The organism is Umezawaea beigongshangensis, from assembly GCF_016464305.1.
GTDB classification, from domain to species: Bacteria; Actinomycetota; Actinomycetes; order Mycobacteriales; family Pseudonocardiaceae; genus Umezawaea_A; species Umezawaea_A beigongshangensis.
Genome location: NZ_JAEIOJ010000016.1, coordinates 58,514 through 72,317 on the forward strand (window position 1 = coordinate 58,514; position 13,804 = coordinate 72,317).

Annotated in this window: 13 protein-coding genes; 8 read left to right on the plus strand and 5 right to left on the minus strand. The window is 72.1% G+C overall.

Annotated features, from left to right (window positions below; all coding sequences use genetic code 11):
* Positions 1-10 precede the first annotated feature (10 nt).
* The 4 genes from IMZ35_RS27420 (at position 11) to IMZ35_RS27435 (ending at position 2,824) form a co-directional block, all read left to right on the plus strand.
* Positions 11-352: a hypothetical protein gene (locus IMZ35_RS27420; protein ID WP_199444090.1), complete on the plus strand. Its 342-nt coding sequence runs from the start codon at positions 11-13 to the stop codon at positions 350-352.
* Complete coding sequence (locus IMZ35_RS27425) at positions 352-669, plus strand: hypothetical protein (RefSeq protein ID WP_199444091.1); 318 nt, start codon at positions 352-354, stop codon at positions 667-669. Before IMZ35_RS27420 ends, IMZ35_RS27425 begins: the two co-directional genes overlap by 1 nt.
* A gap of 722 nt (positions 670-1,391) precedes the next feature.
* Positions 1,392-1,958 (plus strand): TetR/AcrR family transcriptional regulator, encoded by a 567-nt coding sequence (locus IMZ35_RS27430; protein WP_199444092.1) that lies wholly within the window; start codon positions 1,392-1,394, stop codon positions 1,956-1,958.
* On the plus strand, positions 1,955-2,824 hold the full coding sequence (locus IMZ35_RS27435) for an NAD(P)H-binding protein (protein WP_199444093.1): 870 nt from the start codon (positions 1,955-1,957) through the stop codon (positions 2,822-2,824). The genes IMZ35_RS27430 and IMZ35_RS27435 overlap by 4 nt, the downstream gene beginning before the upstream one ends.
* A 12-nt stretch (positions 2,825-2,836) precedes the next feature.
* Here the strand turns inward: IMZ35_RS27435 and IMZ35_RS27440 are convergent, their stop codons facing one another.
* From IMZ35_RS27440 to IMZ35_RS27455, 4 genes are all read right to left on the minus strand, one after another.
* Positions 2,837-3,049 carry a DUF5703 family protein gene (locus IMZ35_RS27440; RefSeq protein ID WP_199444094.1) on the minus strand — a complete coding sequence of 71 codons (213 nt, stop codon included), beginning with the start codon at positions 3,047-3,049 and terminating at the stop codon, positions 2,837-2,839.
* Positions 3,046-4,059 (minus strand): YncE family protein, encoded by a 1,014-nt coding sequence (locus IMZ35_RS27445; protein WP_199444095.1) that lies wholly within the window; start codon positions 4,057-4,059, stop codon positions 3,046-3,048. Before IMZ35_RS27445 ends, IMZ35_RS27440 begins: the two co-directional genes overlap by 4 nt.
* A 102-nt stretch (positions 4,060-4,161) precedes the next feature.
* The gene (locus IMZ35_RS27450) at positions 4,162-4,893 is read right to left on the minus strand and encodes a carbonic anhydrase (protein WP_199444096.1); all 732 of its coding nucleotides are present in this window, start codon (positions 4,891-4,893) and stop codon (positions 4,162-4,164) included.
* 112 nt (positions 4,894-5,005) lie between these two features.
* Complete coding sequence (locus tag IMZ35_RS27455; RefSeq protein WP_199444097.1) at positions 5,006-5,974, minus strand: aldo/keto reductase; 969 nt, start codon at positions 5,972-5,974, stop codon at positions 5,006-5,008.
* Positions 5,975-6,076: 102 nt separating this feature from the next.
* On the opposite strand from IMZ35_RS27455, the gene IMZ35_RS27460 reads away from it, so the two are divergent.
* The 3 genes from IMZ35_RS27460 (at position 6,077) to IMZ35_RS27470 (ending at position 8,720) form a co-directional block, all read left to right on the plus strand.
* On the plus strand, positions 6,077-7,126 hold the full coding sequence (locus IMZ35_RS27460) for an LLM class F420-dependent oxidoreductase (RefSeq protein WP_199444098.1): 1,050 nt from the start codon (positions 6,077-6,079) through the stop codon (positions 7,124-7,126).
* Entirely contained in the window at positions 7,123-7,950 is an 828-nt protein-coding gene (locus tag IMZ35_RS27465; RefSeq protein ID WP_199444099.1) for an undecaprenyl-diphosphate phosphatase, read from the plus strand. The genes IMZ35_RS27460 and IMZ35_RS27465 overlap by 4 nt, the downstream gene beginning before the upstream one ends.
* A gap of 80 nt (positions 7,951-8,030) precedes the next feature.
* The gene (locus IMZ35_RS27470) at positions 8,031-8,720 is read left to right on the plus strand and encodes a histidine phosphatase family protein (protein ID WP_199444100.1); all 690 of its coding nucleotides are present in this window, start codon (positions 8,031-8,033) and stop codon (positions 8,718-8,720) included.
* A 381-nt stretch (positions 8,721-9,101) separates the two neighbouring features.
* Here IMZ35_RS27470 and IMZ35_RS27475 read toward each other — a convergent pair whose 3' ends face one another.
* Positions 9,102-9,677: a DUF4240 domain-containing protein gene (locus IMZ35_RS27475; RefSeq protein WP_199444101.1), complete on the minus strand. Its 576-nt coding sequence runs from the start codon at positions 9,675-9,677 to the stop codon at positions 9,102-9,104.
* A gap of 76 nt (positions 9,678-9,753) precedes the next feature.
* Between IMZ35_RS27475 and hrpA the strand changes: the two genes are divergently transcribed.
* Entirely contained in the window at positions 9,754-13,692 is a 3,939-nt protein-coding gene (hrpA, locus tag IMZ35_RS27480; RefSeq protein ID WP_199444102.1) for an ATP-dependent RNA helicase HrpA, read from the plus strand.
* Positions 13,693-13,804 lie beyond the last annotated feature (112 nt).

The window sequence follows — 13,804 nt, forward strand, 5'->3', positions numbered from 1 at the left end:
TACTTGACGCATGGTGCTGGAATCGCTGCGGATGCTGGTCGATCGAGGATTCTTCTTCCAGGCCCTCCGCGACCACGAGGGAGAGATCGAGGTGGTCGTCGGCTCGTTCGGGTGGCACGGGTACTTCGACCGCATCCACCTGTGGAGCGAGCACGAGGCGTGCGCGGCCAGGGAGAAGGGAGTGCGCCACCCGAACGTGGGGAACGTGGTCTGGAGCCACGAGGGGATCGCGGCCGACACCGCGCTGGCCCTGCTCGAACTGCCCGCACCGGGGGAGCCCGGCGCCCCGACGGTGGCGCGAGCGGCACCGTCGGGGCTGTGGCTCCCGCCGGGTGCGTCGAGGCTGTCGTAGTGCCCGGCCTGCCGCGGTCGGCCGTGTACGTGCCGGGGGTGAACCTGTCCTTCATCTGGTCTCGGGGCGACGCCTTCCAGCGCGTCGTGCCGGGCAACTGGCGCGACAACGACGTCCTCGCGCTGCTCGACGCCGGCGCGGGTGAGCAGTTCGAGCGGTTCGCCACCTCCAAGAAGGGCTGGGTCGACAACGTCGACGTCTACCGGGAGATCAACGCGTGGCTGCGCGCCAGGGCTCCGGACTGGCTGAAGCGGAACGGTCTGGTGACACCGGAGTACCGCGCCCCGGTGCGGGGTTCGCCCCACGCGAACCCGTAACACGGGGAACGAGGCCGCCGTGCTGCCCGCCGGTCCCGCAACAGCGCGGAACCGCGGCGCCCCGGAGCGGCCCGGCGCTGCTGTCGCAGCAGTTCACCGCGGCTCCTCGGTCGCGCACGCCCGCCGATGCCCAGTTCGACGCGGCCCTGATGTACGGGTCGTTCGTGCAGGGGGCCGGTGAACCACCTGGTGCGCAACGAGTTCGGCACGCACGTCGTGTTCTTCCCCGGTCCGATCCGCGGGGAGTTCCACTTCTGGTCCGCCGAGGACGTCTCCGTGGTGGGCGAGTGACCCGCTCGCGGCGCGTCCGTCGATCGCATGGTGGTCGTCGACCGCAGGGGTGCGCTGCGTCCGGTGCTCGCATCCGTGCCCGAGCACCCGGAGGAGGTCGTGGACACCGAGGAGTTGTGCGGCCGGTTCGCCGACTGACTCGTCCTCGCGCACCAGGTGCGCGGCCGGGGTGAGGAGTTGCGGGCGCGCGACGCCCTGGCGCACGCCCTCCGGCACCTGCTGCGGATGGCGCGGGCGGCCGCGCGACGGGTTCCGCGATGCGGAGCCCGTTCCACCACAGCTGTAGTACCACGCCCGTGGTGCTCAACGGGATCGGCGAGACCGGTGCTCGTCGTGCGGCACCGGCCAGAGCTGAACGTCCTCCATCGTATACCGACCTCTTTGGGACACGGGAGTCCCAAAAATGTTCTTCTGTGTCCTATGGTGGGAGCATGAGCACTGACGAGGAGTCCGGAACTCGCAGCCGCACCCGTCGAGCCGTCCTCGCGGCGGCCGCGCAGACCCTGAGCCGCGACCGCTCGGCGACCCTGGCCGACATCGCCTACGCGGCGGACGTCAGCCGCAGCACCCTGCACCGCTACTTCTCCGACCGCGACGAGCTGGTGGCCGCGGTCGTGGAGGACTCGCTGCGGGTGCTGGAGGAGTCGGTGGCCGCGGCGGCGATCCACGAGGGTCCCGCGATCGAGGCGCTGCGCCGCCTGGTGACGGCGCTGGTCGACGTGGGCGACCGCCTGATGTTCCTGTTCGGCGATCCGCGGGTGCTGGACGGGGGCGGCGGAGCGGTCGACCCGCAGGAGTCGGTGGTCGACCTGGTCCGGCGCGGCCGGGCGGAGGGGGTGTTCGACCCCGAGCTCAGCCCCCGGTGGATCGAGCAGGTGCTCCACGCCCTGGTCTACACCGGGGTCACCGAGGCCGCGGAGGGCGCGCTGCCCCGGCACGGGGTCGCCGCGCTGGTGACGAGAACTCTCGAACACGGAATCGGAGGTGTGCGGTCGTGACGATCCTGGTGACCGGTGCGACGGGCTTCGTGGGACGTCACGTGGTGGCCCAGCTCGCCGAGGCGGGTGAGCGGGTGCGGGCGATGACCAGGACACCGTCGACCGCTCGGTTCGCCGCCGGTGTCGAGGTCGTCGCCGGCGATCTGGACGACCCGTCCTCGCTGGTGGACGCGGTGCGCGGAGTGGAGCGGATGTACCTGTTCCCGGTGGCGCGCACGGCGCGGGAGGTGGTCGAGCTGGCGGTCCGCGCCGGGGTGCGGCGGATCGTCGTGCTGTCCTCCGGCGCGGTCGAGGCCGGGCTCGACTCCGACTTCCACCTGCCGGTGGAACGGGCCGCGGAGGACTCCGGCGTGGAGTGGACCCACGTGCGGCCGGGGGAGTTCTGCTCCAACGTGCTGCACCTGTGGGGCCCGTCGGTGCGGGCGGAACGCGTGGTGCGCTATCCGCACGACGAGATCCCCAGCGTGCCGGTGCACGAGGCGGACGTCGCCGCGGTGGCGGTTGCCGCGTTGCTGGAGGACGGGCACGCGGGTGCGGCGTACTCCCTCACCGGACCGGAGGTCCTCACCACGGCGGACAAGGTCGCGGCGATCGGCGCCGCGCTGGGGGAGGAGGTGCGCCACGAGGAGGTGACGCGGGAGCGCGCGCTGGAACTGCTGAAGGCGCAGGGCGGCTGGGCCGCGGCCAACGCCGACTTCCTGCTCGGGTTCGAGCCCTACTCCGAGGCGCAGGAGGGGTTCACCGAGCAGGAGCTCGCCGAGATGTTCTCCTCGATCGCGCCGGTCCCCGGCGTGCAGCAGGTGACCGGACGCCCCGCCAGGACGTTCGCGCAGTGGGCGTGCGACCACGTGGAGGACTTCCGCTAGCCCTCCTCCGCGTCAGGTGATCGGCCCGGCCAGCGTCGCGGCGGTGCGCTTGCGGCGCAGCCAGATCTTGCGGGTGCCGTCACCGAAGAGCAGGGTGCGGCACAGCTCCCAGCCGGAGAGCTCCGCGTTGATGGCGAGCTGCTGGGTGGCCAGCCGCCGCGACACCCCCGGCGGGAAGCGCAGCGGCCGGTACTCCCATTCCCCGTCGCCGACTCCGTCGCTCATGGCTGCACCACCTGGATCCCTCCGCGGTCCGCCGATGCGATGAACACTCGTCCGGTGCCCGGATCGACCGCGATGGAATCGGGCTGGTGGACGGTGGCGAAACGGGCGCGCTCCTCGGGCTCGCCGCCCGCGACGTCGAGACCGACGACCTCGTTGGTCCCGGTGAGGGTGATCCAGGCGAGGTCGCGCTCGGGGTCGTAGGCGATGGCCCACGGGGTGCCGGGCACCGGGTAGCGCTGCCGCATGATCACCGGATCGGTGGAGAACACGAGCAGCTCGCCACCGCGGGCGTCGGTGACCAGGACGCGGTCGTAGCGGTCGGCGACGGCGTTGGCGGCTCCGTCACCGGCGCGCAGTCCCGCGCCGAGCGTGTCGGAGGCCGGGTCGAGGTCGAACAGGGCGCTGCGCAGGCGGTCCACGACCACGACGTGGTCGCCGGTGACGAGCAGCTGGTCGGGGCTCTGCAAGCCGCTGATGCTGCGCTGCACCTCGGTGCCGCCGGGGTCTCCGCCGCTCAGGACGGTGACCCGCCGGGTGTCGCGCTGGGCGAGCAGCGTGCGGTCGCCCACGGTCGTGGTGTCGGTGGGACCGTCGGCCACGGGCACGGCGGTGGCCTCACCGCCGGGCAGGGCGACGCGCACGATCTCGTCGGCGTCCGGGACGCTCGCGGTGAGCCGGCCGCCGGCGCCGGTCAGCCGCACCGCCGGACCGGGCAGCGGCGTGCTGCGCGGCGCGGCGGCGAGGTTGCCGGTGTCGTAGAGCAGCACCGACGGCGGTTCGGCGACGGCCACCGCGAGGGTGGCCGTCGAGGCGTCGAACGCGAGCGCGGTGACCACGCCGTCCAGCGGCAGCACCTCCCCGGCGGGGGCGGTGGTCTGCTCGGGGGAGGTGGCGGGCTTCGCGGCCTCCGGGTTCGCGGCGAGCTGGAGCGGATCGTCGGACCGCTCACCGGTGGAACAGCCGGCCACCAGCAGTGCGCTGGTGAACAGCACGGCGGCCTTGCGAAGCAACGTCGGTCCTCCTGCGCCTGCGCGGAACTGGACCACCAGCATCCCCGACGAGGGGCGGGCGGTCACGCACGGGGCGTGCCAGAAGTGGCGCGGAGCACCCGATCAGCCCAAACGGGTGACCTTTCCCGTGGTGAGCTCGTAGGTCGCGGCGACGACCTGCACGCCGTGCTCGGCGACCGCGCCGCTGATGATGTCGGAGCGCTCCTGCAGGATCGCGGCGGTGCGCCGGGCCTGCTCGGCGACGCAGGCGGCCAGGAACGCGGCCGCGTCCGGGTTGGCGGGAGTGGCGCGGACGGCCGGTTCGACGGAGCGCACCAGCGTGCTGATGTCGCCGCTGACGCTGCCCGTGCCGCGCACCACGTCGATCGTGGCGGACACCGCGCCGCACTTCTCGTGGCCGAGCACGACGATCAGCGGCACGGAGAGGTGCTCGACGGCGTACTCGATGCTGCCGACGACGCTGGTGTCGAGCACCTCACCGGCGGCGCGGATGACGAACAGGTCGCCCAGGCCCTCGTCGAAGACCAGTTCCGGCGCCACGCGCGAGTCGGCGCAGCCGAGCACGACGGCGAAGGGGTGCTGGCCGTCGACCAGGCTCTCGCGCCAGCGCAGGGACTCGTGCGGGTGACGCTGGTGGCCGGAGACGAAGCGCGCGTTGCCCTCGGCGAGCGTCCGCCACGCCTGCTCGGCCGTCAGCTCGGTGGCGCGGGGGTCGCGGGCTGACTCGGTGGAGGCCGATGCGACGGCACCGGTGCCGGCGATGGTGGCCGCGGCGCCGGCGGTGAGACCGAACAGGGAGCGTCGGGTGAGTGAGGCGGGGTCAGCATTGATCACCCGATCGAGCGTATTGACAAGTGGCGCGGAGTAGTAGGCGGAGTTTCCGGGCATAGAAGACGAACATCGCGAACACGGAGGTGTCGTGCCCCACACCTCCGTGGACGCCCGGTCAGAGCATGCGTCGCTCGGGGTAGCTCAGCTCGATCGCGCTCACGTCGTCCAGCGCCGCCCGGATGGCCGGGGGCAACGTCAGCTCCTCGGCCGCCAGCGACCCCGCGAGCTGCTGGGTGTCGCGCGCTCCGACCACCGGCGCGACCACTCCCGGACGGTCGCGCACCCACGCCAGCGCCACGCACAGCGGCGAGGTGCCGAGCCCGTCGGCGGCCGTCGCCACCGCCTGCACGATGCGCGCCGCACGTTCGGTGCGGTGCTGCTCGACGTACCCGGCCATGTGCGCGGACGCGCCGCGGGAGTCCGGCGGCGTGCCGTTGCGGTACTTGCCGGTCAGCACGCCCCGTCCCAGCGGGGCCCAGGGCAGCAGGCCGATCCCGTGGTGCGCCGCCGCGGGCACGACCTCCCGCTCCACCCCGCGCTCCAGCAGCGAGTACTCCACCTGCGCCGAGACGATGGGCGTGCGGCCGCGCTGCGCGGCCGCCGCCGTCGCGAGCTGCCAGCCCGCGTAGTTCGACACACCGGCGTAGCGCACCTTGCCGCTGCTCACGGCGCTGTCGATCGTCGCGAGGGTCTCCTCCAGCGGTGTGCTGGCGTCCCAGGCGTGCAGCTGCCACAGGTCGACGTGGTCCACGCCCAGGCGTCGCAGCGAGCCCTCCAGCGCGGCCAGCAGGGCGCCCCGCGACGCGCCGCCGCCGAACGGTCCGTCGTCGCGGCGCGCCACCGCCTTGGTCGCGATCACCACGTCGTCGCGGGGCACCAGGTCGCCGAGCAGCCCGCCGAGGATGCGCTCGCACTCGCCCTCGGCGTAGACGTCGGCGGTGTCGACGAGGGTGCCGCCCGCGTCGACGAAGGCCAGCAGCTGCGTGGCGGCCTCGTCGGCGTCCGTGTCGCTGCCCCACGACAGGGTTCCCAGAGCCATCCTGGATGCGCGAAGGCCGCTGCGGCCGAGCTGTCGGTGCTGCACGTGCGGGAGCCTAAATGCTCCTGCCCCGGTCGGCCTGACCATCGCGGATCTTCGGCGAGCCCGCCCTGGCGCGAGGTGTTACCCGCCGGTAGCGTGCGCGGAGTGCGACTGGGACTGAACCTCGGATACTGGGGCGCCGGCAACGACGCCGCCAACCTCGAACTCGCCAGGGAGGCCGACCGGCTCGGCTTCTCCGTGGTGTGGGCGGCGGAGGCCTACGGCTCCGACGCCGCGACCGTGCTGGCGTGGGTGGCGGCGCAGACCGAGCGCGTGGACGTCGGCAGCGCGATCTTCCAGATCCCCGCGCGGACACCGGCCATGGCCGCGATGACCGCCGCGACGCTGGACACGCTGTCGGGCGGGCGCTTCCGCATGGGCCTGGGCGTGTCCGGGCCGCAGGTGTCGGAGGGCTGGCACGGCGTGCGGTTCGACAAGCCGCTGTCGCGCACCCGCGAGTACGTCGACGTCGTCACGAAGGCGCTGCGCCGGGAGAGGCTGTCCTACCAGGGGCAGCACCACGTCCTGCCGCTGCCCGACGGCCCCGGCAAGGCGCTCACCCTGACCGTGCACCCGGTGCGCGAGCGCATCCCGATCTACCTGGCCGCCGTCGGCCCGAAGAACCTGGAGCTGGCCGGGGAGATCGCCGACGGCTGGCTGGGCGTCTTCTTCTCGCCCGAGCACTCCGCCGACTCGCTGGCCGCCGTCGCCGCCGGCCGGGCGAAGGCCGGCAGGACGATGGAGGGCTTCGACGTCGTGCCCACCGTGCCGCTGGTCGTCGGGGACGACTGGAGCACCGCGGCCGACTCCGTGCGCGGGTACGCCGCCCTCTACGTCGGTGGCATGGGCAGCCGCCAGAAGAACTTCTACAACGACCTGGCCGTGCGCATGGGCTTCGCCGCCGAGGCCGCCGAGGTGCAGGACAAGTTCCTCGCCCGCGACCACGCCGGGGCCATGGCGGCCCTGCCGGTGGAGTTCCTCGACGCCACGTCCCTGCTGGGCCCGAAACCGCGCATCGCCGAGAAGATGCAGGCACTGGCCGCGGCGGGGGTCACCACTCTCACGCTCTCACCGATGCTGCAAGATCTGGAGCAGGGTGTCGCGGCGCTTCGTACCGCGGCCGAGGCTCTGGATCTGGCAGGAGTGGGTAGTTGAGCTGGTTGCAGGCTCTGGTCCTCGGGATCGTCCAAGGACTGACGGAATTCCTGCCCGTGTCCTCATCCGCGCACGTGCGGATCACCTCGACGCTGTTCTTCGGCAACGACGCCGGAGCATCGTTCACGGCGGTGATCCAGCTCGGTACGGAACTGGCAGTGCTGATCTACTTCGCGAAGGACATCGGAAGGCTGCTGGCGGCCTGGTTCAGGGGGCTGTTCGACGCGGCGGCCCGCAAGAGCCAGGACTACAAGCTGGCCTGGTACGTCATCATCGGGTCCATCCCGATCAGTGTGCTCGGGTTCCTGCTCAAGGACGTCATCCGCACGTCCGCGCGCAACCTGTGGATCACCGCGATCATGCTGATCGTGTTCGGTCTGCTGATGGGACTGGCGGACCAGCTCGCCAAGCACGCGCGTGACCAGCTCACGCTGCGTGACGCGGTGGGCATGGGCCTGGCACAGGCGCTGGCGCTGATCCCCGGTGTGTCCCGCTCCGGCGGCACGCTCACCGCGGGTCTGTTCCTGGGCCTGAACCGGGAGGCCGCGGCGCGGTACTCCTTCCTGCTCGCCATTCCCGCCGTGTTCGGCGCGGGGATCTTCTCCATCCCCGACGTGCTCGACCGCGGCGGCGAGGGCGTGCAGGCGTCGATCCCGCAGATGATCGTCGCGACGGCCGTGGCGTTCGTCCTGGGTTACGTCACCATCAAGTGGCTGCTGCAGTACGTCTCCAAGCACAGCTACTCGGTGTTCGTCTGGTACCGGTTGCTGCTGGGCATCCTGCTGATCGGGATGCTGTCGATGAACCTGCTGCCGGCCACCTGAGCGGACGCGCGAGGCCACCGTCGCAGGGCACCCCGGTGCCCCGGCGGTGGCCTTCGTCGTTGCTCGCCTAGGGTGGCGTGGTGGCCACCGTCATCCTGTTGAGGCACGCTCGTTCCACCGCCAACGGCTCGGGGGTGCTGGCCGGGCGCTCCACCGGCGTCGGCCTCGACGACGCCGGACGCGCCCAGGCCACCGGCCTGGTCGAGCGCCTGAAGGGCGTTCCCGTCGACGCCGTGGTCCACTCGCCGTTGCAGCGCTGCCAGGAGACGCTCGCGCCGCTGCTGGCCGACCGCGGTCTCGTCCCCGTGGCCGAGCCCGCGCTCTCGGAGGTCGACTACGGCGCCTGGACCGGCCGTGCGCTCAAGGACCTGCTCGACGAGCCGCTGTGGAAGGTCGTCCAGCAGCACCCCTCGGCGGCGGTGTTCCCCGAGGGGGAGGGGCTGGCGACCGTGCAGGCCCGCGCGGTGGCCGCCGTCCGCGCGCACGACGCGCGCATCTCGGCGGAGTTCGGTCCCCGCGCGGTGTGGATCGCGTGCAGCCACGGCGACGTCATCAAGTCGGTGCTCGCCGACGCGCTGGGCGTGCACCTCGACGGGTTCCAGCGGATCGTGGTCGACCCCTGCTCGGTGTCGGTCGTGCAGTACACCGAGACCCGCCCCTTCGTGCTGCGCGTCAACGACAACGGCGGCGACCTGTCCGGAGTGGTCCCGCCGCCGGAGCACGCGCCCTCCTCGGACGCCGTCGTCGGCGGGAGCGCCGGCGCCGCCTGAGCGGTGGTGGGGGACCCGGACCGTGCAGGGTGGTCCGGGGCCTCCGGCCGTGGTGGCGATCAGGTGAATCGTATTCAGGGATGTTTCCTCGCCAGTAGCTTGTCCCAGTCCGTGGGAACCCTCCGCGGGCCGCGGGCACCCCTTTGCAAAGGTGTCTTGCACGCCGCTGAAATGCGGAGAAGCGGCTGGTGGGGGCGGTGGGGAACGCCTCGGCGGGCACCGGTGACGGTGGTGCGATCGGCGCAGTGCGCTGAGCCGATCGCACCACTCCGACCGACCGTGCTTCTGTTGAACGTCAACAACTCATCGTGCTCGTGAAGTAACACCGGGTGATCAAACCGTTCACGGTCCGGAGCTTCCGGACTCCGCCGGCCCCGGCGATCAGGCCGTGACCCCGGCCAGCAGGGCCGTCAGCCGGGGGAGACGACGCGTCGACTCGACCGGGTCCTCCAGCTCCCACGGCTCGTCGTGCGGCGACCGGGCCGGTACCGGCCGCCACCCGGCCGCCGCCAGCGCCTCCTCCAGGCTGCACCGCACACCCGTCACCCGTTCGTGGGCGGTCGCGGCGACGTGGTCGAGCGCCTCCCACTCCTGCCAGTCCTCGACGCGCCACGCGCTCACCGGCACCCGCGCGACCGCCCGCACGCACTCCAGCCCGGCCAGCTCGTCCGGATCGGCCACGACCCGCTCGAACACCTCGCGCCCCCGGCCCACCAGCCACGACCGGAAGTGCAGGAAGCCCTCGTCGGAGCACAGACCCCGCTGCAACAGGTTCGCCGCGCCCCACAGCAGCCAGGTGTCCGCGCGGCGGCGCACCTCCTGCAACCGCACCGCGAAACCGGTGATCTCCTCCGCCGGCAGCTCCACCAGCCGAGCCGTCAGCCACGCGGCTCGCGCGTCCTTCTCACCCGCGCTCGCCGAGCGCTCCACCAGGTCCCAGAAGCCGGTGAGATCCATGTCGCGCAGCCTAGAGCGACCCACCGACACATATTGAGAGGTCGTGGTGGACCGGGCCGCATAAACTGGAAGCAGTATGGACACCCCGCTCGCCGGACCGGCACTGGCCGACCTGCACACACGCCTGCCCGAGTTGACCCTGCGCGACCAGCGGCGGCTGCAACGCCGGCTCGACGGCGCGCGCAAGCTCCGCGACCCCGCGGCCAGAGCCTCCGCCGCCGCGGCCATCGCCGGTGAGATCGAGGAGGCCGAGCTGCGGGTGGCCCTGCGGCGCGAGGGCGTGCCGCCGATCGAGTACCCCGCCGAACTGCCGGTCAGCCAGAGCAAGGACGACATCGCCGCGCTCATCCGCGACCACCAGGTCGTGATCGTCGCCGGGGAGACCGGCTCGGGCAAGACCACCCAGCTGCCCAAGATCTGCCTGGAGCTGGGACGCGGGGTGCGCGGCCAGATCGGGCACACCCAGCCGCGGCGGCTGGCCGCCCGCACGGTCGCCGAGCGCGTCGCCGCCGAGCTGAAGGGCCCCCTGGGCGGCGTCGTGGGCTACAAGGTGCGCTTCACCGACCAGTCCGGCGACGACACCCTGGTCAAGCTCATGACCGACGGCATCCTGCTCGCCGAGATCCAGACCGACCGGATGCTCTCGCGCTACGACACGATCATCATCGACGAGGCCCACGAGCGCAGCCTCAACGTGGACTTCCTGCTGGGCTACCTCAAGCAGCTGCTGCCGCGCCGCCCCGACCTCAAGGTCGTCATCACCTCTGCCACGATCGACCCCGAGCGGTTCTCCCGCCACTTCGGCGACGCGCCGATCATCGAGGTCTCCGGTCGCACCTACCCCGTGGAGGTCCGCTACCGGCCCGTCGTGGACCTCGACGACCCCGGCACCGATCCCGACCGCGACCAGACGACGGCCATCGCCGACGCCGTCGCCGAGCTCCAGGCCGAGGGCCCCGGCGACGTGCTGGTGTTCCTCTCCGGCGAGCGGGAGATCCGCGACACCGCCGACGCGCTCAACCAGCTGGAGCTGCGCAACACCGAGATCCTGCCGCTGTACGCGCGGCTGTCGGTGGGGGAGCAGCACCGGGTGTTCCAGGCCCACACCGGGCGGCGCGTCGTGCTGGCCACCAACGTCGCCGAGACGTCGCTGACCGTGCCGGGCATCAAGTACGTCGTCGACCCCGGCAACGCCCGCATCTCCCGCTACAGCCACCGCCTCAAGGTGCAGCGCCTGCCGATCGAACCCGTCTCGCAGGCCTCGGCCAACCAGCGCAAGGGCCGCTGCGGCCGCGTGTCGGAGGGCATCTGCATCCGGCTGTACTCCGAGGACGACTTCGACTCCCGCCCCGAGTTCACCGACCCGGAGATCCTGCGCACCAACCTCGCGTCGGTCATCCTCCAGATGACCGCCATCGGTCTGGGCGACATCGCCGCGTTCCCGTTCATCGACGGCCCGGACGCGCGCAACATCAACGACGGCGTGCAGCTGCTGCACGAGCTCGGCGCGATCGACCCGGCGCAGGCCGACCCCCAGAAGCGCCTCACCCCGCTGGGGCGCAAGCTCGCCCAGCTCCCGGTGGACCCGAGGCTCGCGCGCATGGTCCTGGAGGCCGACCGCAACGGCTGCGTCCGCGAGGTGATGATCATCGCCGCGGCGCTGTCCATCCAGGACCCGCGCGAGCGGCCCAGCGACAAGCAGGAGGCCGCGACCCAGGCGCACGCCCGGTTCGTGGACCCCACCTCCGACTTCCTGTCCTACCTCAACCTGTGGAACCACGTCCGGAGCAAGCAGCGCGAGCTGTCGGGCAACCAGTTCCGCAAGCTGTGCCGCGCCGAGCACCTCAACTACCTGCGCGTGCGCGAGTGGCAGGACATCTACGCCCAGCTGCGCCAGGTCGCCAAGAACCTCGGCATGCACCTGAGCGACGAGCCGGCCGACCCGCAGCACATCCACCTGTCGCTGCTGTCCGGGCTCCTGTCGCACATCGGCGTCAAGGACGTCGTCAAGCGCGGTAAGGCCGACGCGCCGCGCCGCGCGATGACCGAGTACGTCGGTGCCCGCAACGCCAAGTTCGCGGTGTTCCCCGGCTCCGCGCTGTTCAAGAAGCCACCCCAGTGGGTGATGGCCGCGGAGCTGGTGGAGACCTCGCGGCTGTGGGGTCGCATCGTGGCGCGGATCGAACCCGAGTGGGCGGAGAAGCTCGCCGGGCACCTCGTCAAGCGCACCTACAGCGAACCGCACTGGGAGGCCCGCCGCGGTTCCGTCGTCGCCTCCGAGCGCGTCACCCTCTACGGCGTGCCGATCGTGACCGCCCGCAAGGTCCAGTACGGGCGCATCGACCCCGAGCTGTCGCGCGAGCTGTTCGTCCGGCACGCCCTCGTGGAGGGCGACTGGACGACGCACCACCGCTTCTACCACGCCAACCGGGCCCTGCTGGCCGAGGTGGAGGAGCTGGAGAACCGCGCGCGGCGGCGTGACATCGTCGTCGACGAGGAGACCCTGTTCGAGTTCTACGACCAGCGCGTCCCCGCCGACGTCGTCTCCGCCCGGCACTTCGACAACTGGTGGAAGAAGACCCGCCACGACCAGCCGGACCTGCTGAGCTTCACCCGCGAGATGCTGATCAACCCCCGCGCCGGGGTCAGCGAGAACGCCTACCCCGACTCCTGGACCTCCGGGGGCGTGGAGCTGCCGCTGAGCTACCACTTCGAACCCGGCTCCGGCGACGACGGCATCACCGTGGCGATGCCGCTGCCGGTGCTCGCCCAGATCGGCGACGAGGCGTTCGCCTGGCAGATCCCCGGCCTGCGCACCGAACTCGTCGTCTCCCTGATCCGCTCGCTGCCCAAACCGCTGCGCCGCAACTTCGTGCCCGTGCCCGACGTCGCGCGCGCCGTGCTGGAGCGGATCGCGCCGGACGAGGACTCGCTGCTCTCGGCGCTGGAACGCGAGCTGCGGTCCCTCACCGGTGTCGTCGTGCCGCGCGACGCGTGGCAGCTCGACCAGGTTCCCGAGCACCTCAAGCTCACCTTCGCCGTCGTCGACGACGAGAACAGGACGCTCGCCAGGGGCAAGGACCTCGGCGCGCTCAAGCAGCAGCTCAAGCAGGAGGTCAGGGCCACGCTGTCCGCGGCCTCCGCCGACGTCGAGCGCACCGGGATGCGCACCTGGGACCTCGGTGAACTGCCGCGCACGCTCGAACAGCAGCAGTCCGGGTTCACCGTCACCGTCCACCCCGCCCTGGTCGACGAGGGCGAGACGGTCGGTGTGCGGGTCATGGACACACCGGGACGTCAGCGCGGCGCGATGTGGCTGGGCACCCGGCGCCTGCTGCTGCTCAACACGCCGTCGCCGGTGAAGATGCTCCAGCGCGGCCTGAGCAACGCCGCGAAGCTCGCGCTGACCCGCAACCCGCACGGCGGCGTCGCCGCACTGCTCGCCGACTGCATCGCCGCGTCGGTGGACCAGTTGACGACCGAGGCCGGAGGCCCGGCGTGGGACGCGGCCGGGTTCGCCCGGCTGCTGGAGCACGTGCGGCGCAACCTCCAGGCCACCACGTTCGACGTCGTCGGGCGGGTGCAGCAGGTCCTGGAGGCCTCGCAGCAGGTCGAGCTGCGGCTGGCGGCCGTGCGCGGCCCGGTCTTCGAGGCGTCCCTCGACGACGCGCGCGCCCAGTTGCGCGGCCTGGTGCACGAGGGCTTCGTGACCGAGGCCGGTGCCGCCCGGCTGCCCGACGTCGTGCGGTACCTGCGGGGGATCGAACGGCGGCTGGAGAAGCTCACCGAGAACGTCGGCCGCGACCGCGAGTGGACGGAGCGCGTGCACGAGGTGCACGAGGAGTACCGCGCGCTGCGGGCGAGCTTCCCCGCCGACGAGCCGCACGAGAAGCTCGACGAGATCCGCTGGATGATCGAGGAGCTGCGCCTGAGCTACTTCGCCCAGACGATCGGCACCCGCTACTCGGTGTCGGACAAGCGGATCTACAAGGCCATGGACGCCCTCGCGCCCTGAGCGCGTCGGCGCCACCGGCGGAAAACGGCGGTGGGCCGGGAAGAACACCACGACCAGCTCGTGGCCGGACCCGGCAGCGACGTCGCCGACGGCGGAGCCGGTCACCGACCGG